General features: G+C 61.1%; 17 protein-coding genes. 12 read left to right on the top strand and 5 right to left on the bottom strand.

The genetic code is table 11. The annotated features are described in order from the left end of the window. The first annotated feature begins 4 nt into the window (after window positions 1–4). The gene (aroE, locus tag MKS85_RS25450) at window positions 5–826 is read left to right on the top strand and encodes a shikimate dehydrogenase (protein WP_188252225.1); all 822 of its coding nucleotides are present in this window, start codon (window positions 5–7) and stop codon (window positions 824–826) included. A 126-nt stretch (window positions 827–952) separates the two neighbouring features. Here the strand turns inward: aroE and MKS85_RS25455 are convergent, their stop codons facing one another. From MKS85_RS25455 to betC, 3 genes are all read right to left on the bottom strand, one after another. Next, window positions 953–2,521 carry a SulP family inorganic anion transporter gene (locus MKS85_RS25455; RefSeq protein WP_139048726.1) on the bottom strand — a complete coding sequence of 523 codons (1,569 nt, stop codon included), beginning with the start codon at window positions 2,519–2,521 and terminating at the stop codon, window positions 953–955. 181 nt (window positions 2,522–2,702) lie between these two features. After that, on the bottom strand, window positions 2,703–3,620 hold the full coding sequence (gene choX / locus MKS85_RS25460) for a choline ABC transporter substrate-binding protein (protein WP_047229810.1): 918 nt from the start codon (window positions 3,618–3,620) through the stop codon (window positions 2,703–2,705). A 15-nt stretch (window positions 3,621–3,635) separates the two neighbouring features. After that, a complete protein-coding gene (betC, locus tag MKS85_RS25465; RefSeq protein ID WP_139048725.1) occupies window positions 3,636–5,150 on the bottom strand; it encodes a choline-sulfatase in 1,515 nt (504 codons plus the stop codon). A 114-nt stretch (window positions 5,151–5,264) separates the two neighbouring features. On the opposite strand from betC, the gene MKS85_RS25470 reads away from it, so the two are divergent. Continuing rightward, the gene (locus MKS85_RS25470) at window positions 5,265–6,215 is read left to right on the top strand and encodes a choline sulfate utilization transcriptional regulator (protein ID WP_188252224.1); all 951 of its coding nucleotides are present in this window, start codon (window positions 5,265–5,267) and stop codon (window positions 6,213–6,215) included. 44 nt (window positions 6,216–6,259) lie between these two features. Here MKS85_RS25470 and MKS85_RS25475 read toward each other — a convergent pair whose 3' ends face one another. Then, window positions 6,260–6,919: an NAD(P)-dependent oxidoreductase gene (locus MKS85_RS25475; protein WP_047229807.1), complete on the bottom strand. Its 660-nt coding sequence runs from the start codon at window positions 6,917–6,919 to the stop codon at window positions 6,260–6,262. 86 nt (window positions 6,920–7,005) lie between these two features. Between MKS85_RS25475 and MKS85_RS25480 the strand changes: the two genes are divergently transcribed. From MKS85_RS25480 to MKS85_RS25525, 10 genes are all read left to right on the top strand, one after another. Beyond that, the gene (locus MKS85_RS25480) at window positions 7,006–7,332 is read left to right on the top strand and encodes a DOPA 4,5-dioxygenase family protein (RefSeq protein ID WP_188252223.1); all 327 of its coding nucleotides are present in this window, start codon (window positions 7,006–7,008) and stop codon (window positions 7,330–7,332) included. A gap of 324 nt (window positions 7,333–7,656) precedes the next feature. After that, window positions 7,657–8,964 (top strand): CitMHS family transporter, encoded by a 1,308-nt coding sequence (locus tag MKS85_RS25485; protein ID WP_047229805.1) that lies wholly within the window; start codon window positions 7,657–7,659, stop codon window positions 8,962–8,964. Between the two features lie 75 nt (window positions 8,965–9,039). Continuing rightward, on the top strand, window positions 9,040–9,807 hold the full coding sequence (locus MKS85_RS25490) for a TerC family protein (protein ID WP_047229804.1): 768 nt from the start codon (window positions 9,040–9,042) through the stop codon (window positions 9,805–9,807). A gap of 337 nt (window positions 9,808–10,144) precedes the next feature. Next, window positions 10,145–11,803, top strand: a complete 1,659-nt coding sequence (locus tag MKS85_RS25495; RefSeq protein ID WP_047229803.1) for a Na/Pi cotransporter family protein — start codon at window positions 10,145–10,147, stop codon at window positions 11,801–11,803. A gap of 172 nt (window positions 11,804–11,975) precedes the next feature. Then, a complete protein-coding gene (locus tag MKS85_RS25500) occupies window positions 11,976–13,349 on the top strand; it encodes a pitrilysin family protein (RefSeq protein WP_188252222.1) in 1,374 nt (457 codons plus the stop codon). Window positions 13,350–13,421: 72 nt separating this feature from the next. Further along, window positions 13,422–14,450 carry a DUF5924 family protein gene (locus tag MKS85_RS25505; RefSeq protein ID WP_047229801.1) on the top strand — a complete coding sequence of 343 codons (1,029 nt, stop codon included), beginning with the start codon at window positions 13,422–13,424 and terminating at the stop codon, window positions 14,448–14,450. A gap of 52 nt (window positions 14,451–14,502) precedes the next feature. After that, entirely contained in the window at window positions 14,503–15,651 is a 1,149-nt protein-coding gene (locus tag MKS85_RS25510) for an ABC transporter permease (RefSeq protein ID WP_047229800.1), read from the top strand. Beyond that, entirely contained in the window at window positions 15,645–16,451 is an 807-nt protein-coding gene (locus tag MKS85_RS25515) for an ABC transporter ATP-binding protein (RefSeq protein ID WP_171061294.1), read from the top strand. Before MKS85_RS25510 ends, MKS85_RS25515 begins: the two co-directional genes overlap by 7 nt. A 1-nt stretch (window position 16,452) precedes the next feature. After that, window positions 16,453–17,391, top strand: a complete 939-nt coding sequence (locus MKS85_RS25520) for an MlaD family protein (RefSeq protein ID WP_047229799.1) — start codon at window positions 16,453–16,455, stop codon at window positions 17,389–17,391. Beyond that, on the top strand, window positions 17,388–18,023 hold the full coding sequence (locus MKS85_RS25525; RefSeq protein ID WP_076383144.1) for an ABC-type transport auxiliary lipoprotein family protein: 636 nt from the start codon (window positions 17,388–17,390) through the stop codon (window positions 18,021–18,023). The genes MKS85_RS25520 and MKS85_RS25525 overlap by 4 nt, the downstream gene beginning before the upstream one ends. A 43-nt stretch (window positions 18,024–18,066) precedes the next feature. Here MKS85_RS25525 and MKS85_RS25530 read toward each other — a convergent pair whose 3' ends face one another. Next, on the bottom strand, window positions 18,067–19,296 hold the full coding sequence (locus MKS85_RS25530) for a nucleoside recognition domain-containing protein (RefSeq protein WP_139048723.1): 1,230 nt from the start codon (window positions 19,294–19,296) through the stop codon (window positions 18,067–18,069). Between the last annotated feature and the right edge of the window lie 243 nt (window positions 19,297–19,539).

Here is a 19,539-nt window from a genome sequence, read left to right on the forward strand (position 1 = left end):
ATCCATGGACCGCTACGTTGTAATGGGTAACCCGATCGGCCACAGCAAATCACCGCTGATCCACCGTCTCTTCGCCGAGCAGACCGGGCAAACACTGGACTACAGCACGCTGCTCGCGCCTTTGGACGATTTCGCCGGCTGCGCGCGGGAATTCTTCCGCGAGGGGCGTGGGGCGAATGTCACCGTGCCGTTCAAGGAAGACGCCTTCCGCCTGGCCGACAGCCTGACCGAGCGGGCCCAGCGGGCCGGGGCGGTGAACACTTTGAGCAAGCTGGCCGATGGCCATCTGTTGGGTGACAACACCGATGGTGCCGGACTGGTACGGGACCTGACCGTCAACGCAGGTTTAAACCTCAAGGGCAAACGCATCCTGTTGCTGGGCGCCGGCGGTGCTGTGCGCGGTGCCTTGGAACCGCTGCTGGCCGAAGCGCCGGCCTCGGTGATCATCGCCAACCGCACGGTGGAAAAAGCCGAGTTGCTGGCCGAGTTGTTCGCCGACCTGGGCCCGGTCTCGGCCAGCGGTTTCGACTGGCTGCAAGAGCCGGTGGACCTGATTATCAACGCCACATCGGCGAGCCTGTCCGGTGATGTACCGCCGATTGCCGCAAGTTTGATCGAGCCCGGCATGACGTTCTGCTACGACATGATGTATGGCAAGGAGCCCACTTCGTTCTGTCGCTGGGCCAGCGAACACGGCGCGGCGGTGGCGATGGATGGCTTGGGCATGCTCGCCGAGCAGGCGGGCGAAGCGTTCTACCTGTGGCGCGGGGTACGCCCGGACACCGCGCCAGTGCTGGCCGAATTGCGGCGCCAGCTCGCACTGTAGGCTACAGACTGTTGTGGCGAGGGGATTTATCCCCGTTGGACTGCGAAGCCGTCCCAAAAAACCAGGGCCGCTGCGCGCCCCAGCGGGGATAAATCCCCTCGCCACAGGGTGTGTCTACCTTAAGCCCTAGTCTTCGAAATGGATCGGACAGTGCTCCGGCCCTTCCAGCTTCTTCAACTCTTCCACCACATGGGGCCTGGCCCTGCGCAACGTCAGGCTGCGCCCTTGGGTGCGCAAGCGCCGGGCTTCCTGGTGCAGCATTTCCACGCCGGAGTAGTCGATGAAGTTGATCTGCTGGGCATCGATCACCACCCGTTGTGCCTGCAACCGTTGCAGACGCACTTGCAGGTAATGGCTGGCACCAAAAAAGATCGAACCGCCAACCCGCAGGATGTCAGCTTCACCCTCACGGGCGTGTTGCACCCGCGGTTGCGAGGTGCGCTTGAGGTAGAAGAACAGCGACGCCAGCACGCCGGCATAGATAGCGGTCTGCAGCTCCAGCAGCAGCGTGGCCAGGCAAGTGAGGCTCATCACCACGAATTCGGCGCGACTCACGCGAAACAACGCCCGGACGCCGCGATAATCCACCAGCCCCCAGGCGATCAACAGGATGCTGCCGGCCATGGCCGGTATCGGAATGTGCGAAATCAGCTTGGCACCGGTTACCGCAAACAAGGCCACCCACAGTGCCGAGAAAACCCCGGCCAGGGGCGAGCAAGCGCCGGCTTCATAACTGAGGCCGGAACGGGTAAAGGAACCCGCTGACAAGGATCCGGAAAAGAACCCTCCCACAATATTGGAAAGCCCCTGCGCCCTGACCTCCTGGTTCGCGTCGAGTAACTGCCCGGAGCGTACTGACAACGAGCGAGCAATGGACAGGCTGGTCACCAACCCGAGCATGCCCACCGCAACCGCGCCGGGCAGCAGGCGCAGGATCAGATCCAGGTCCAGCGGCAGCGCAGAGAACGGCGGCAAGCGCCCGGCAAAGGCGCTGACCAGCGCGACATGCCCGAACATCCCTGGCCACAGCCAGACCACCAGGCTGCTGATGACCAAAGTTATCAACAGGCTCGGCCAGCGCGGCAGCAGCCGTTTGAGCACCACGCCCAGCACCAGCGTGCCCAAACCGAGAAACAGAGAAGGCTTATCCACAGCCTCGATATGACTGACCAACATCAGCAGCCCTTTCAACGCCGTGGCTTCATTGGGCAGATCGAGACCCAGCAGGTTGGGCAACTGCCCCAGGGCGATCACCACCGCCGCGCCCAGGGTGAAACCCAGCACCACCGAGTGTGAGACGAAGTTCACCAGCGCGCCGAAACGCAACAACCCCAGCAGCCACTGGAAAACCCCCGCCAGCACCGTCAGCAACAGGATCAAGGTGACGTAGTCCTGGGTGGCCGGCATGGCCAGGGGACTGACGCTGGCATACAGGACAATGGAAATCGCCGCCGTAGGACCGCAGATCAGGTGCCACGACGAACCCCACAAGCAGGCGATCAGCACCGGCACAATCGCCGCATACAAGCCGTATTCCGGCGGCAGTCCGGCAATCAGGGCGTAGGCAATCGACTGCGGCAAAGCGAGAATCGCACCGCTCAGGCCGACGATCAGGTCACGGCCGACACTGGCGCGGGTCTGCCGCGGCAGCCAGCTCAGGAACGGAAAGAGTGAATGGCGGGTGGGCAATGCCATGGGGCCTCAAGGATCGGGTTTGGCGCAAGAGTATCAGGACAAGGCGCCGTTCTCCCTGTGGCAAGGAGATTAATGTGGGAGCAAAGCTTGCTCGCGAAACAGGCAGCTCGATCTGAAAGATCGAGTCGTCTTCATCGCGGGCAAGCCTTGCTCCCACATAGATTCCCTCGCCACATGATTGTCAGAGCTTGGCCTTCACCGCCGCCAACGCATCCTTGCCATCCAGCGTCTTCACACCATCCAGCCATTTATCCAGCACCGCCGGATTCGCCTTGATCCAGGCCTTGGCCGCATCGGCATTGCTGACTTTGTTGTTCACCACCTCGGCCATGATGCTGTTTTCCATTTCCTGGGTGAAACTCAGGTTGGTCAACAGCTTGCCTACGTTCGGGCAGGCCTGTGCATAACCTTTGCGAGTCAATGTATAGACACTGCCCGTGTCGCCAAAATACTTCTCGCCGCCCTTGAGGTAGTGCATTTTCAGTTGCACGTTCATCGGGTGTGGCGTCCAGCCAAGGAAGGTCACGAACTTCTGTTTCCTCACCGCCCGGGAGACTTCCGCGAGCATGGCCTGCTCGCTCGATTCCACCAGTTTCCACTCGCCCATGCCGAAATCGTTGGTCTTGATGATTTCCTTCAGGGAGAGGTTGGCCGGGGCGCCGGAGCCGATCCCGTATATCTTCTTGTCGAACTTATCGGCGAACTTGTTCAGGTCAGCGAAGTTATGCACACCGGCATCCCACACGTAATCCGGGACCGCCAGGGTGAATTCGGTGCCGTCCAGGTTCTTGGCCAACTGCGTGACATCGCCAGTGGCCACGAACTTGTCGTAGAACCCTTGCTGCGCCGGCATCCAGTTACCCAGAAATACATCAACCTGGCCGTCCTTGAGGCCGCCGAAGGTGATCGGCACTGCGAGGGTGTCGACCTTGGCCTTGTAGCCCATGCCATCGAGCAAAAAACCCGTGATCGCGTTGGTCGCAGCGATGTCACTCCAACCGGGGTCGGCCATCTTTACCGTCTCGCAGCTTTGCTCGGCCCACGCCGAACTGCTAAGCGCCAACAGCCCAGCGGTCAGTACTGTGGATAACTTTTGCATGTGCTTCCCCTTACGTTATTGGTTTTGGCAGGGTTGTGGATAACGGGCCTTGCGTTCCAGATCGTCGAGGTCAATGTGGTTACGCATGTACTGCTGGCTGGCGTCCACCAGCGGCTGGTGATCCCAGCTCTTGAGTTTGCCCAGGGTCAACGCGTGGGCGACGAAACGTCGACGTCGCTGACTGGCGAGCACCTGTTGGTGAATGGTTGGGATATCCCATTTAGCTCGCGCTTCGGCGAGAAAATCCGCGCACAGGGACTGGTGCTCAGCCGATTGGCTAAGGTCCTCCAGTTCTTTGGGGTCATTGCGCAGATTGAACAGCAGGCACGGATCGTCTTCGCTGTAGATGAATTTCCAGGGTCCACGACGGATCATCATCAACGGGCTGATGGTGCCTTCGGCCATGTATTCACCAAAGACCTCGTCATGACCGCCCTGCCCCTGCAGATGGGGCACCAGCGACCGGCCATCCAGCGGCAGTCCGGGCTCAAGCCGGCCACCGGCCAACTCCACCAGAGTCGGCAGCAAGTCGGCAGTGGACACCGCCGCCCCGACCCGCCCGCTGGCGAACTGGCCCGGTGCGCTGATCAGCAAGGGAACGCGAGCCGCCATCTCGAACCAGTGCATTTTGTACCAGAGGCCTTTTTCACCGAGCATGTCTCCATGATCGCCGGAGAACACGATGATCGTGTCGTCCATCAAGCCGGTGTCTTCCAGGGTTTGCAGTAACTTGCCGACGTTGCTGTCAATGTAGCTGCACGCACCGAAGTACGCGCGGCGCGCATCGCGGATCTTATCCACAGGCAGTGGCTTGTCCCACAGGTCATAGACTTTCAACAGGCGCTGGGAATGCGGGTCCAGCTCCGTTTGCCCCGGGGTTTGCGGCAGCGGGATGTCCTTGTCGTCATACATATCCCAAAAGGTCTTGGGAATGGTGTACGGGTCGTGTGGGTGGGTCATGGACACCGTCAGGCAGAACGGCTGGTCGCCATCCTCGCGGATGTGGTCGAACAGATACTGCTGGGCCTTGAACACCACTTCTTCGTCAAAATCCAACTGGTTGGTGCGCACGCACGGACCGGCCTGCAACACCGAAGACATGTTGTGATACCAGCTTGGCCGCACGTCGGGCTCGTCCCAGTTCACGGCCCAGCCGTAATCGGCCGGGTAAATGTCACTGGTCAGGCGTTCTTCATAGCCATGCAACTGGTCCGGCCCGCAAAAATGCATCTTGCCGGACAGCGCCGTGCGATAACCCAGACGCCGCAGGTAGTGGGCGTACGTCGGGACGTCCGCAGGAAAATCCGCCGCGTTATCGTAGGCGCCGATCTTGCTGGGCAACTGACCGCTCACCAGGGTAAAGCGCGACGGTGCGCAGAGTGGGCTGTTGCAATACGCGGCGTCGAACACCACGCCCTGCTCGGCCAGGCGCGACAGGTTCGGCAGCTTGATCGGCGAAGGACCGTAGATCGGCAACATTGGCGCGGCCATTTGATCGGCCATGATGAAAAGAATGTTCTTGCGCTTCATGTATTCGCGGCATTCCATAGTAAACAGTTATGCGAAATTGCTGCGATTGAGCATGTAGCCCCCACCTTTATGGGTAAAGCCCACGTAAGGCAATGACTAGGATAAGCACAGCTTATGTATGAAGCCCTGGGTGACCTGTCCCTTGACCTGTTCCGCGCCTTTGAAGCCGCGGCCCGCCACCGCAGCTTTACGGCAGCGGCGATCGAACTGGGCACCACGCAACCGGCCATCAGCCAGCAGATCAAGCGCCTGGAAGAACAACTGGGTACGCGATTGTTCGATCGCATCTACCGCGGGATCGAGCTGACCGAGGCCGGAACAATCCTGTTCGAGCAGGTGCAGGTCGGTTTGCAGAATATCGACGCAGGATTGAGCGCGATCACCGCCCATGACCAGCATGAAGTACTGCAAGTGGCCACCGATTTTGCGTTTGCCGCCTATTGGCTGATGCCCCGCTTGCATCGGTTTCACGCCGCCAACCCACAGGTGGACGTCAGCCTGGTGACCAGCGAACGCAATCACAACATGCTGCGCACGGATATCGACGTTGCGGTGCTGTTTGGAGATGGTCGCTTCAAACAAGGCGAAAGTCGCTGGCTTTTCAGCGAAGAAGTCTTTCCCGTGTGCAGCCCGCTGTTGCTCAAGGAACGCTCCCTGCCCTTGTCGGCTCAAGCCTTGTCGGAGTTCCCGCTCCTGCATTTGCGCGGGGAAAACAGTAGCCATTGGTTCGATTGGAGTGGCGTTTTCCGTGAGCTGGGCATTACCTCGCCCCCGGCGCCCGGGCAGTTACGGTTCGACAACTACACCTTGCTCATCCAGGCGGCGATTGGCGGTCAAGGCGTCGCCATCGGCTGGCGTTACCTTGTGGATAACTTATTGGCCCAAGGGCTGCTGTGCCGTCCGGTCGCTGAAACAGTGTTGTCGCGGTCAGGGTATTACGTGGTCTTGCCCCAGCGTAAACGGCGCGGGGTATTGATCAGGCAGTTTGTGGACTGGTTGATGGAGGAGCAGGCCAACAGCGCCGAATCGCTCACGGGGTTGGCCTTGCCTTCCATTGCGGTGTAACCAGCCCGCCCCTGCGCCAACTCGGGAGACGGCGACCGCACAGGCTAATCGGCGGCGACAAAACTGACATGCTGGCCCACATGCAGGTTCAGGCGCAGCTCATCGGCAATGCCGACGGCCACACGGCCAAGCCGCTCCAGTGATTCGGCCATGCCGGCCTCCAGGCTGGTGCTGACCTGGCTGAAGTGCTCGATGCTCAAACCGGGCGTTGCGTAGGGTGAGTCAATCAGGGTCCATTGCAACGTGCTGTTGTTCAGCGCGTCGAGGACTTCTTCGGCGGCATGACGCTGCAATACATCGTCTGCCGGCTCCTCGTCGAGCACGGCGAAATCGCCCACCAGAAACAGCCGGGAAATACTCGCTGCCTCCATCCCGGCGATCAGCGCATCCACCGCCAACACCTGCTCCACGGGACCGGGAATAAGCGTGCGCTCCACGTGCTCGCTGTTCATCGGCAACCCTGGAGCGTTCAACAGACACACCACGGCATTGGCGCCGGCCACGCTTTGCTTGACCCGCTGGGGATCGTAGAGGTCGCCGGTCTTGGCCCGCAGGCCGGGGCGCGGCGCCAGGGCCGTAAGGTCGTCGAGAACAGCGATGACTTCGTGCTGGCGCCGCAGCATTTCAGCCATCAACGCACTGCCGAGGCTACTCATGGCACCATAGAGCACCACTTTGGTGACCGGGGTTTCGGCATTTTTCATGGCTGTTTTTCCTTTTTTGTCCCGCATGTAAAGGCTCTGACCCGCGGGAGACAACCTCGGTTCGGCCAGTTTTCGAGGAGAAGCACATGCAGCGGATCAAGGGCTACCACGCCCATGTCTATTTCGACGCCAACACCATCGACCAGGCGCGGGCACTGTGCGAGGAAGCAACGCGACTGTTTGGGCTGAAAATGGGCCGTATCCACCAACGCCCAGTCGGGCCGCACCCGGACTGGAGCTGCCAATTGGCGTTCGATCCACAGCACATCGGCGTGGTCTTGCCGTGGCTGGCGCTCAATCGCAAAGGCCTGGTGATATTTCTTCACCCAGACACCGGCGACGACCTGGCGGACCACACCGAGCATGCGATTTGGATGGGCGCGGTGCGGCCGTTGGATCTTTCGGTGTTTTGATTTATCGGTGGAGCGCAGATTGTCTGTGGGAATAAAGCTTGCTCCTACAGGTAAGCCTTGCCCTACAGAAAAACTCCATTACAGCGGCGAAAGGTGGCTGAAAGCTTGCGCGATTAGGATCGCCCCCACTACCGGCAACAGACCGGTGGCCAGAAGCGAGCGGCTAAGGCTCGTTAGGCCCTTTTAACAACAACAATGGTGATTCTGATGTCCGCTGCTACCCGCCCCGCTGAACCCACTCCCTCCGTCCGTCCCGTGCTTTGCATTCTGCGCTGACCTGTTCGGTCTGCCTTTGCCCGTCGCGCCACGCCTGGAGTATTTCCTATGCTGACTTTCCTTGGCTTTGCCATGGTCATCACGTTCATGTTCCTGATCATGACCAAGCGCCTGTCCGCGCTGATTGCCCTGATCATCATCCCGATCCTGTTCGCTCTGTTCGGTGGTTTTGCACCGAAGATCGGTCCGATGATGCTCGAAGGCATCACCAAGCTTGCCCCGACCGGGGTGATGCTGATGTTCGCGATTCTTTATTTTGCCCTGATGATCGACTCCGGCCTGTTCGACCCGGCCGTGCGCAAGATCCTCAAGCTGGTCAAGGGCGACCCGTTGAAAGTTTCGGTCGGCACCGCCGTTCTGGCGCTCGTCGTTTCCCTCGATGGTGACGGCGCGACCACTTATATGATCTGCGTGGCCGCCATGCTGCCGCTCTACAGCCGCATCGGCATGAGCCCACGGATCATGGCCGGCCTGATCATTCTCGCCGGTGGCGTGATGAACATGACCCCCTGGGGCGGCCCGACGGCCCGTGCAGCCAGCGCGCTGCATGTCGATCCGTCCGACATCTTCGTTCCGATGATTCCTGCGATGCTCGCGGGTGTAGCGGCGATCCTGGCGATTTCCTACATGTACGGTAAACGCGAGCGCGCCCGTCTGGGTGAATTGCACCTCGCCGGTGATGACATCGACCACAGCGAAATCAGCGTTTCCCAGTTCCCGGACGCCCGTCGTCCGAAGCTGATCTGGTTCAACGGTGCGTTGACCCTGGGCCTGATGTGCACGCTGATCGCCGGCCTGTTACCGCTGCCGGTGCTGTTCATGGTGGCGTTCAGTATCGCGATGATCGTCAACTACCCTTGCCTGCAACAGCAGAAAGACCGCGTTGCGGCCCATGCCGGCAGCGTATTGGCGGTGGTCGGTTTGATTTTCGCGGCGGGTATCTTCACCGGCATCCTGTCCGGGACCGGCATGGTCGACGCCATGTCCAAGAGCCTGCTGGCGGTGATCCCGGATTTCCTGGGCCCATACCTGGCAGTGATTACCGCGCTGGCGAGTATGCCGTTCACCTTCTTCATGTCGAACGATGCATTTTATTACGGGGTGTTACCGGTCATGGCCGAAGCGGCCAGCCATTACGGCATCACTGCCGTTGAAATGGCCCGCGCCTCGATTGTTGGCCAGCCCGTCCACCTGCTGAGCCCACTGGTTCCATCGACTTACCTGCTGGTGGCCCTGGCGGGGATCGAGTTTGGCGATCACCAACGCTTCACCTTGAAGTGGGCAGTATTGGTTTGCCTGTGCATAATGTTTGCCGCCTTGCTGATGGGGATTTTTCCGCTGTTCAGCACTCTATAAAAGCAATGCCCGCTGCGTCGCTCCTTTGGATAATCGAAGGCGCGGCGCGGCCCAACACTCGCTAAAGGAACTCACATGGAATGGCTGACCAACCCGGAAATCTGGGTTGCCTTCTTCACCCTGACCGCCCTGGAAATTGTCCTGGGCATCGATAACATCATCATGATCTCGATCCTGGTCAGCCGCATGCCCAAGCACATGCAGGCACGCACCCGGATCTTCGGTCTGGCCCTGGCCATGATCACGCGGATCCTGTTGCTGCTGTCCATCACCTGGGTCATGCGCCTGACCGCCGACCTGTTCGAAGTGTTCGGCCAGGGCATTTCCGGTCGTGACCTGATCCTGTTCTTCGGTGGCCTGTTCCTGCTGTGGAAAAGCTCCCAGGAGATGTACCACGCGCTGGAAGGCGAAGACGAAACCGGCGAGACGCCTGCGGGCACGGGCGGCAGCTTCATCTACACCATCGTCCAGATCGCGATCATCGACATCGTGTTCTCCCTGGATTCGGTGATCACCGCCGTGGGCATGGTCTCCCATGTACCGGTGATGGTCGCGGCAATCGTCGTGGCGGTGCTGGTGATGATGCTGGCGGCGGGCACCATCAGCGCGTTCATCGACAAGCACCCGTCGCTGAAGATGCTGGCGCTGTCGTTCCTGCTGGTGGTCGGTACCGTGCTGATCGCTGAGTCCCTGGACGTGCACGTGCCAAAAGGCTACGTCTACTTCGCCATGGCCTTCTCTCTGGCGGTCGAAGCGTTCAACATCAAGATGCGCACTGCCATGGCGCGCAAGCGCAAGCAGCAGGATCCGGTAAAACTGCGTAAGGATATGCCAGGCCAGTAAGCGGCACAGGGCAATGAACGAAGGGGCTTTCGAGCCCCTTTTTCATGCCTGCCGGAAAGTAACTGGATGCAAAACCTGTGGGAGCGAGCCTGCTCGCGATGAGGCCACAACATTCAACATCTTCATTGGCTAACAGTCCGCTATCGCGAGCAGGCTCGCTCCCACAGGGTTTCGTGGGGTCTTTGGTCAATGGCTTTTTATGACAGTTTTGTTTCAAACCCGTCTTTAGCTGTGCAATGCTGGCGCTCGAACCGTTGGCCAACTACAGCTTAAGTACAACGAAGAAAAATGTGGCACCGTCAATTGGTCCCTTTGGGACGCTAACAGGGGGCTTCTCATGCTGACCCTGCTGAACTTGCTCTCCGCCGTGGCCCTGCTGATCTGGGGCACGCACATCGTCCGTACCGGCATTCTGCGGGTCTATGGCACGAACCTGCGCCATGTCATTGGCCAAAACATGTCCAAGCGCTGGCTGGCGTTCGTCGCAGGCATCATGGTCACTGCCATGGTCCAGAGCAGCAACGCCACGGCCATGCTCGTCACCTCATTCGTCGGCCAGGGCCTGATGGCACTGACCCCTGCCCTGGCGACCATGCTCGGCGCCGATGTCGGCACGGCGCTGATGGCGCGGGTACTGACCCTGGATCTGTCCTGGTTATCGCCCCTGCTGATTTTCCTCGGGGTGATTTTTTTCCTGTCGCGCAAACAGACCCGCCTGGGGCAAATGGGCCGGGTCGGCATCGGCTTGGGCTTGATCATCCTGGCGCTGCAATTGATTGTCGAAGCCGCCGCGCCCATCACCCAGGCCCAGGGCGTGAAAGTTATCTTTGCCTCGCTGACCGGCGACATCCTGCTCGATGCGCTGGTGGGTGCGCTGTTCGCGATGATCTCCTATTCCAGCCTCGCCGCCGTGCTGTTGACCGCGACACTGGCCGGCGCAGCGGTAATCAGTCTGCCGGTGGCCATCGGCCTGGTGATCGGCGCCAACATCGGCAGCGGCGTGCTGGCCTTTCTCAGCACCAGCATGCAGAACGCCGCCGGCCGCCAGGTGGCGCTGGGCAGCCTGCTGTACAAGTTGATCGGCCTGTTGTTGATCATTCCAGTGCTCGATCCGCTGGTGGGCTGGTTGGACGGCCTGGATTTCAGCCACCAGGAAACGGTGATCGGTTTTCACCTGCTCTACAACACCGTGCGCTGCCTCGTGCTGCTGCCCAGCGTCGGGCCGATGGCCAGGCTGTGTGCCTGGCTGCTGCCGGAGCGTCCTGACACCAACGGCACGGCCAAGCCCCGCCACCTGGACCTCACCGCCCTCGCCACGCCGAGCCTGGCCCTGGCGAATGCTGCCCGGGAAACCCTGCGCATCGGTGATCTGATCGAAACCATGCTCGAAGCCATGCTCGACGTACTGCGCGGCGGGCAGACCGCAGTCACCCAACAAGTACGGAGCATGGGCGATGACGTCGAGGCGCTGTGCAGCGCCATCAAGCTGTATATGGCCCAAATGCCCCGTGAGGACCTCAGTGAACAGGACAGCCGCCGCTGGGCGGAAATCATTGAGCTGGCGATCAACCTGAAGCTGGCCAGCGACCTCATCGAACGCATGTTGCGCAAGGTCCAGCAACAGAAAACCGCGCAACGTCGGTCCTTTTCCGAGGTTGGCCTGGAAGAGTTGGCGACGCTGCACAGCCAGTTGATCGCCAATCTGCGGCTGGGATTGTCGGTGTTCCTCAGTGCCGACCCGGAGAGCGCCCGTCAGCTATTGCGTGAGAAACGTCGCTTTCGAGCGCAGGAAAGACGACTGGCCCACGCACACGTCAGCCGCCTACAGCGAAAAATCGTACAAAGCATCGAGACCAGTTCCCTGCACCTAGAACTGATCGCCGACATGAAACGCCTCAACTCGCTGTTCTGCGGCAGCGCCTACGTGGTGCTGGGGACTTCCGAGACCGGTGCGCTCGCGGTTGATGAAATTTCCGACGTCACCCATTCGCCTTGAACGACTGGCGCATTGCTCAGTCAGTAAGATTGGCCTGGGCTTAAACCATTCGCACGCAAGCCGGCCCCACGTCGCCATGGAAATCCATTGGGTTCGAGGTGGGGCGCGAAGTTGCCTGCGATGACGGCCTGCCCGGCACATGGACCTCCAATCAGCCGCCAGGAAGCTCGCTATGCGTTGTCTGTTGCTCGCCGTTCTTTTGCTCGGTTCACTGCCGTCGGTCGCGCTGGATCGATTCCAGGTCGAGGGGTATGTGCTGCCCAACGGTATGCAACTGCTGCTCAAGCCGGGCAGCGAGCGCGGGCATGTGGCGATCCGGCTGGTAGTGGGCGTGGGACTGGACGACTTCAACTGCGCCGACAAGGAACTGCCCCACCTGCTTGAGCATTTGCTGTTCAGCGGTGTCGATGACGGCGGCGAAGGCGGGCTGGAAGAGCGTATGCAGGCGCTGGGCGGCGAGTGGAATGCCTTCACGAGCAACGCCGACACCACGTTCGTCATCGAGGCACCGGCGCGCAATCAACGCAAGGTCCTGGACCTGTTGATCGCCCTGCTGACTCGTACCCGCATCGACGACAACGCCCTGCAGGCGGCCAAACGTGTGGTGGAGCGCGAGGATGGCGGCCACTACACCCATCTGCAACGCTGGCTCGATCATCAGGACCTGGGCCACAAGGCGGGCAATCAACTGGCAGTGGAATTGGGTCTGCGCTGTGCCGAACGCGCCGAAGTCGGGCACCTCACCCTTGCCAGGATCGAGCAGGCACGCAAGGCCTGGTATGCACCGAACAACATGACGCTGATCGTGGTCGGCGACCTGGACCGGTTGCTACCGGCCTATCTGGAGCGGACCTTCGGCGAACTGGAGCCGGTCGAGCCCAGCGCTCACGCAGCGTTACCGCAGATCCGCTACAGCGCGGTCACCAAGCGCAACCTGACGCGCGGCCTGGTGGGCAATAGCGCCAAGCTTCATTGGCTGTTTCCGGAGCCGGTGCTGGAACAGCAACACGACGAAACCTTCGACCTGCTCAAGGACTATCTGGACTGGGCGCTCTATCGCCAGCTGCGCCTGGCCCGCAGCCTGTCCTACGGGCCGTGGGTGGAGCGAGAGGTGTTTGGCGGCGTTGGCTTCTTCAGCCTGAACGCGGACCTGGCCCGTGATGACCTGCCCCAGGCCGAGCAGGCGCTGGAGCAAATGCGCACCACGTTGCTCAAGGATGGCCTCGACCCGGAGAGTTTCGTGCGCATCAAGCGCGCCGCCATCGCCCATCAGTCGTGGGCGGTTCAAGGCAACAGCGCACTGGCCGATTACTATTGGGGTGCCCTTGGCGATTACGACGACGGCCGCTTCACCAATCCGGCCGTGCGCCTTCAGGCGGTGAGCCTGGAACAGGCCAACCAGGCCCTGCGTGAACTGCTCAAGGACCCGGGCTACCTGCGCATCGAGAAACCCATGCTCGGCGACGATGAGCTGGTTTGGGGCGTGGCCGGGCTGCTGGGGTTGCTGTTGGTCCTGGTCGGGTGGAGATTGCGTCGCAGGGCTTAGAGCGCTCGTCACATCGATGTCCTGGCGATACTCTGTCAGGGATATTTCCTACGACTCACTGTGAACTGCCGAATGCCGAACCTGACTCACTACATCCAGCGCCTTCTCGAATTGATGAAGCGCTATCCAGGGGTCATCGCACTCGGTGGCTTCATCTCTGGAGTCGGCAGTTTCATGCTGGTGGACCGCCAGCAGGGTCTTGCGACCTGGATCACCATCATCATGCTGGTGAGCTGGCTCTGGCTGATGCTGGAGAACAGCCTGACCCGGCTTTTTACCCGCATATTCAAACGGGAAATCCCCCAGCCGCTGCTGCGTTACGCCACGCAGATGATTCACCAGGAAAGCCTGTTTTTCGTCTTGCCGTTCTTTTTCATCACCACCACCTGGAACAGCAGCCAAGTGATTTTCACCGGCCTGCTGGCGGCCTCGGCACTGGTCTCGATCATTGATCCGCTGTACTACAAATGGCTGGCGCCCCGGCGCTGGGCGTTCCTGGCGCTGCACACCCTGACGCTGTTTGCCGCCCTGCTCACCGCACTGCCGATCATCCTGCACCTGACCACCGACCAGAGCTTCAAGCTGGCGCTGGGCACTGCCATGCTGTTGTCGTTCCCCAGCCTGGCTTCGATCTTTCCGATCCGCACCGTGCGCAACGCCCTGGCGATTCTGTGCATCACGGTGGGGATCGGCGCGGCCGGGTGGGTGCTGCGCTCCTGGGTGCCGCCGGCAACCTTGTGGATGACCGAGGTGGCGATCAGCACCCAACTGGAGGACCGCACGCCGGGCGCCAGCCTGAAGGAAGTCACCGCTGACCAGATACGCGGCAATGGTCTGTATGCCTACACCGCTATCAATGCGCCGCGAGGGCTCGATGAGCGGATTTATCACGTCTGGCAATTCAACGGCAAAGAAGTGGACCGTATCGCCCTGGACATTCATGGCGGGCGCAAGGAAGGCTATCGCGCCTGGACCCACAAGCAGAACTTCCCGGAAGACCCCACCGGTAAATGGCAGGTGCGGGTGCTGACGGAAAATGGCCAGGTGATTGGTGTATTGCGCTTCAAGGTCAGCGCTGCGCTCGAGCCTGGGACAAAATAATGCCGGGCGTGCTATTAGGTAACACTTTTCGAGCCGAACGAGCATGGCGCTTATGACCCCTGGCACTCTGGCTGGCAGTGCCCGACTGGATCGCTCTCACTCCCCGGCGCAGCTATGGATCAGCGGGGACTGGACACTGGCTCACTACACGCAGCTCAAGCGTTTGAGCGACTCGCTGCGCGGCCAGTACGACGACAACACCCTGATCGACCTCAATGGCTTGGGTGCCCTCGACACCGCCGGCGCCTCGTTGCTGGTGGAACTGCTGGGTGCCGAGCGGCTGGGCAAGACCGCGGAGCACCGCGACTGCACGTTGTCGTCCGCCGATCGGGCACTGTTGCAGACGGTCTATTGCTCGCTGACCGACTTCTGCGTGCCGGTCAAAGAGCCGACGGTGAGTGTCGTGACCCAGTTGTTGACACGCATCGGTCGAGCCGTGGACAAGGTCTGGCAAGATACCCTGCAATTGCTGGGCTTTGTCGGCTTGATCCTAGAAACGCTGGCCCGGGGCCTGTTTCGCCCGAAACGCTGGCGCATTACCCCGATGGTTGTTCACATCGAACAGACGGGGCTGGACGCGGCCCCTATCGTCGCCCTGCTGACTTTTCTGGTGGGCGCGGTGGTGGCGTTTCTCGGGGCGACGGTGCTGGCCGATTTCGGCGCCAGTATTTTCACCGTGGACCTGGTGGCGTTCTCGTTTCTGCGCGAATTCGGCGTGTTGCTGACTGCGATTCTTATGGCAGGTCGCACCGCCAGTGCCTTCACCGCCCAGATCGGCTCGATGAAGGCCAACGAAGAAATCGACGCGATTCGTACCCTGGGCCTCGATCCCATCGAGTTGCTGGTGGTGCCGCGAGTGCTGGCCCTGTTGGTGGCGTTGCCGATGCTGACCTTTGTGGCCATGCTCTCGGGCATTGTCGGCGGCGGTGTGGTGTGTGCCCTGTCGCTGGATATTTCTCCGGCGATGTTCCTGACGCTGTTGCAGTCGGACATCGGCGTCCAGCATTTCGTGGTGGGAATGGTCAAGGCGCCGATCTTTGCCTTCCTGATTGCTGCGGTGGGATGCCTGGAAGGCTTCAAAGTCAGCGGCAGCGCCGAGTCTGTCGGGGCTCACACCACCTCAAGCGTGGTGCAGTCGATTTTTGTGGTGATCGTGCTCGATGCGGTAGCCGCGCTGTTTTTCATGGAGATGCAATGGTGAGTCGACCTTCCAGGCCGCCAACCGAGGCGGTGATACAGGTACGTGGCTTGTGCAATCGCTTTGGCCTGCAGAGCGTGCACGAAAACCTCGACCTGGACGTATACAAGGGCGAGATCCTCGCGGTGGTCGGCGGCTCCGGCAGTGGCAAATCGGTGCTGTTGCGCAGCATTGTCGGCTTGAACCGGCCCAGTGAAGGGGCCGTGCGAGTGTTCGGCCAGGATCTGCCGAGCCTGCCCCAGCAACAGCGTTCGCAAGTGGAACGACGCTTTGGGGTGCTGTTTCAGAAAGGCGCGCTGTTTTCTTCGCTGACTGTGACAGAGAATGTCGCCCTGCCCCTGATCGAACACGCCGGGCTCAGCCGGGCCGATGCCGAACATCTGGCGGCGGTGAAACTGGCGTTGGCCGGGCTGCCGCTATCGGCAGCCGACAAATACCCCGCCTCGCTGTCCGGCGGCATGATCAAGCGTGCAGCCCTGGCCCGGGCGCTAGCCCTGGACCCGGACATTCTGTTTCTCGACGAACCCACCGCCGGCCTCGACCCCATCGGCGCGGCAGCGTTCGACCAATTGATCCTGACGCTTCGCGACGCCTTGGGCTTGAGCGTATTTCTGGTCACCCATGACCTGGACACCCTCTACACCATCACCGACCGGGTGGCGGTGCTGGCCCAGAAAAAAGTGCTGGTTGCCGATGTCATCGACAAAGTGTCGGAAACCGACGATGCCTGGATCCATGAATACTTCCACGGCCCTCGCGGCCGCGCGGCCTTGACGGCTGCTACACAATTGAACGAGGTCTGACATGGAAACCCGAGCCCATCATGTATTGATCGGCCTGTTCACCGTGATCGTGGTGGTCGGCGCCCTGCTGTTTGGGTTGTGGCTGGCCAAGTCCAGCGTGGACAGCGAATTCAAGGATTACGAAGTGGTGTTCAACGAAGCGGTCAGCGGCTTGTCCAGAGGCAGCTCGGTGGAGTACAGCGGCATCAAGGTCGGAGACGTGGTCAATCTGCGCCTGGACCCGAATGACCCGCGCCGAGTACTGGCGCGGGTACGCTTGAGTGCTGAAACACCGGTCAAGCAGGACACCCAGGCCAAACTGGCACTGACCGGTATCACCGGCACCTCGATTATCCAACTCAGTGGCGGCACCCCCAATAGCCCGCCACTGACCGGGCACGATGGCGAGCCGCCAGTGATCATCGCAGCGCCCTCGCCGATCGCCCGCCTGCTGAACAACAGCGATGACCTGATGACCAGCATCAACCTGCTGCTGCATAACGCCAACGCGGTGTTTTCCTCGGACAATGTCCAGCGGTTGGGCAAGACCCTTGAACACTTGGAGCAAACCACCGGGGTCATCGCCGATCAACGCGGCGATATTCGCCAGGCCATGCAGCAACTGGCTTCTGTCGGCAAACAGGCCAGCGCCACCCTGGAGCAGACTACGGCATTGATGCGCAGCGCCAACGGTCTGCTCAACGATCAGGGCAAAGAGGTCATGAGCAGCGCAGACCAGGCCATGCAATCGCTGGCCCGCAGCACCGCAACCCTCGACAAACTGCTCAACGACAATCGCGACGCGCTGAACAATGGCATGCAGGGGCTCAATGCCCTGTCGCCGGCGGTGCGGGAACTGCGCGACACCCTGAGCGCGCTGCGGGGTATTTCCCGGCGCCTGGATGCCAACCCCAGCGGCTATTTGCTGGGCAATGACAAGAACAAGGAATTCACGCCATGAAGCCGTTTGCTCGGTTCGTCCGCCCTATCCTCTTGCTGGCAGGATGTGTCCTGGTGGGCGGTTGCTCGATTCTGCCCCAGGCCGAGCCCGCGGACGTCTATCGCTTACCCGCGACTCAGGCGCCCGCAGCCCCGGGCACGCCCGTGAAGTGGTCGTTGCGCCTGGCCAGCCCGCAGGCCAGCGAAGTGCTCAACAGCCCTAAAATCGCGGTCATTCCCCACGGCAATCTGTTGAGCAGCTACGCAGCCTCACGCTGGAGCGACCCGGCACCGGTGTTGCTGCGCAATCGCTTGCTCGATGGCTTCGCACAGGATGGACGTGTCGGGCTATTGAGTGTCGCCGACAGCAACTTGCAAACGGATTTGGAGTTGGGTGGCCAATTGCAGGCCTTCCAGACCGAATATCAAGGCGCGGGGGCCAGCGTGGTGATTCGCCTGGACGCATTGCTGGTGCGGGGATTTGACCAACGCATCCTTGCCAGTCATCGTTTTGAAGTCCGCCAGCCCTTGAGCGACGTGCAAGTGCCGGCAGTGGTGCAAGGTTTCGGCCAGGCCAGCGATCGACTGACCGCCGAGGTTGTGAACTGGACGGTAGAACAAGGCCAGCGCTTGGCGATACCCGCACGCCCCTAAAGGCCCGTGACTGCAATCCGGGCCTGTGGCAAGGGGATATGGTTCAGCCAAAGAACCAGTAGCAAACCCCGATCGCCGCCACGACGCCGCTGAACTCGGCCAGCAGCGCGCAGCCCACCGCATGCCGCGCCCGCTGGATACCGACGGCGCCGAAGTACACCGCCAGCACATAGAAGGTGGTTTCGGTGCTGCCCTGAATGGTCGCGGCCACCAGCGCGGGGAAGCTGTCCACGCCGGAAGTCTTCATGGTTTCGATCAGCATCGCCCGCGCGGCGCTGCCGGAGAATGGCTTGACCATGGCAGTCGGCAAGGCGTCGACGAAACGGGTGTCCCAGCCGGCCCACTGCACCAGGTGCCGGATGCCGTCCAGGCCGAAGTCCAGCGCACCCGAGGCCCGCAGCACGCCGACGGCGCATAACATAGCCACCAGGTATGGCAGCAACGTCTTGGCGACGTCAAAGCCCTCTTTGGCACCTTCAATGAAGGCTTCATAAACCTTGACCTTGCGCAGCGCGCCCACCACCAGAAACATCATGATCAAGCCGAACAGCGTCAGGTTGCCGAGGATCGAAGACAGCCCGGCCAGCGCCGTGGCTGAGAGCGTCGCCAGCAGCGCCATGAAACCGCCCAGTACCAACGCACCCGGAATCAGATAAGCCAGCACTACCGGGTCCCACAGGCGCAGGCGCTGCATGAAGGCCACCGACAGCAGCCCCACCAGGGTTGAGGCGCTGGTGGCGAGCAGGATCGGCAGGAATACCAGGGTCGGGTCCGGCGCCCCTTGCTGGGCGCGATACATGAAAATGGTCACCGGCAACAGCGTCAGCGATGAGGCGTTGAGCACCAGGAACAGGATTTGTGCATTGCTGGCGATGGTCGGGCTGGGGTTCAAGTCCTGCAGGGCTCGCATGGCCTTCAGGCCGATCGGGGTCGCCGCGTTATCCAGCCCCAGGCCGTTTGCCGCAAAGTTGAGGGTAATCAGGCCAATCGCCGGATGACCCGCTGGCACCTCCGGCATCAGCCGCAAAAACAATGGCCCGAGCGCCTTGGCCAGCCAGTCGACAATACCGGCCTTTTCGGCGATCCGCAGAAACCCCAGCCACAGGGTCAAGGTGCCGAACAGCAGGACCATCACCTCCACTGACAGCTTGGCCATGGCGAAAATGCTTTCCACCATGGCGGCGAAGATCCCGGCGTTACCGCCGATCAGCCACTGCGCCAGCGCCGACACGGCTGCCACGATAAAGAAGCCAAGCCACAGGCCATTGAGCATCGGTTAAGTCCCCCGGAAGATGCCGCGAATGATAGCGGGGCTGGCAGAAACGACAAACCCCGGATTTCTCCGGGGTTTGCTTGGCACTGCGCAGGGGCTACAAAAATCCTATGGCAGATCCTGTGGGAGCCGAGCTTGCTCGCGATGGGGCCGGATCAGTCAGCATTGATGTTGGCTGACACACCGCAATCGCGAGCAAGCTTGAACTGGCCTAATGATTTTGGACACTTCAATCGGGCGCTA

The organism is Pseudomonas sp. JL2 (assembly GCF_031570495.1).
Classification (GTDB): Bacteria; Pseudomonadota; Gammaproteobacteria; order Pseudomonadales; family Pseudomonadaceae; genus Aquipseudomonas; species Aquipseudomonas rhizophila.

Excerpts from the sequence above, each read along its gene's own strand:
- aroE (WP_188252225.1), top strand. The coding sequence starts at position 5 with ATGGACCGCTACGTTGTAATGGGTAACCCGATCGGCCACAGCAAATCA.
- MKS85_RS25455 (WP_139048726.1), bottom strand. The coding sequence starts at position 2,521 with ATGGCATTGCCCACCCGCCATTCACTCTTTCCGTTCCTGAGCTGGCTG.
- choX (WP_047229810.1), bottom strand. The coding sequence starts at position 3,620 with ATGCAAAAGTTATCCACAGTACTGACCGCTGGGCTGTTGGCGCTTAGC.
- betC (WP_139048725.1), bottom strand. The coding sequence starts at position 5,150 with ATGAAGCGCAAGAACATTCTTTTCATCATGGCCGATCAAATGGCCGCG.
- MKS85_RS25470 (WP_188252224.1), top strand. The coding sequence starts at position 5,265 with ATGTATGAAGCCCTGGGTGACCTGTCCCTTGACCTGTTCCGCGCCTTT.
- MKS85_RS25475 (WP_047229807.1), bottom strand. The coding sequence starts at position 6,919 with ATGAAAAATGCCGAAACCCCGGTCACCAAAGTGGTGCTCTATGGTGCC.
- MKS85_RS25480 (WP_188252223.1), top strand. The coding sequence starts at position 7,006 with ATGCAGCGGATCAAGGGCTACCACGCCCATGTCTATTTCGACGCCAAC.
- MKS85_RS25485 (WP_047229805.1), top strand. The coding sequence starts at position 7,657 with ATGCTGACTTTCCTTGGCTTTGCCATGGTCATCACGTTCATGTTCCTG.
- MKS85_RS25490 (WP_047229804.1), top strand. The coding sequence starts at position 9,040 with ATGGAATGGCTGACCAACCCGGAAATCTGGGTTGCCTTCTTCACCCTG.
- MKS85_RS25495 (WP_047229803.1), top strand. The coding sequence starts at position 10,145 with ATGCTGACCCTGCTGAACTTGCTCTCCGCCGTGGCCCTGCTGATCTGG.
- MKS85_RS25500 (WP_188252222.1), top strand. The coding sequence starts at position 11,976 with ATGCGTTGTCTGTTGCTCGCCGTTCTTTTGCTCGGTTCACTGCCGTCG.
- MKS85_RS25505 (WP_047229801.1), top strand. The coding sequence starts at position 13,422 with ATGCCGAACCTGACTCACTACATCCAGCGCCTTCTCGAATTGATGAAG.
- MKS85_RS25510 (WP_047229800.1), top strand. The coding sequence starts at position 14,503 with ATGACCCCTGGCACTCTGGCTGGCAGTGCCCGACTGGATCGCTCTCAC.
- MKS85_RS25515 (WP_171061294.1), top strand. The coding sequence starts at position 15,645 with ATGGTGAGTCGACCTTCCAGGCCGCCAACCGAGGCGGTGATACAGGTA.
- MKS85_RS25520 (WP_047229799.1), top strand. The coding sequence starts at position 16,453 with ATGGAAACCCGAGCCCATCATGTATTGATCGGCCTGTTCACCGTGATC.
- MKS85_RS25525 (WP_076383144.1), top strand. The coding sequence starts at position 17,388 with ATGAAGCCGTTTGCTCGGTTCGTCCGCCCTATCCTCTTGCTGGCAGGA.
- MKS85_RS25530 (WP_139048723.1), bottom strand. The coding sequence starts at position 19,296 with ATGCTCAATGGCCTGTGGCTTGGCTTCTTTATCGTGGCAGCCGTGTCG.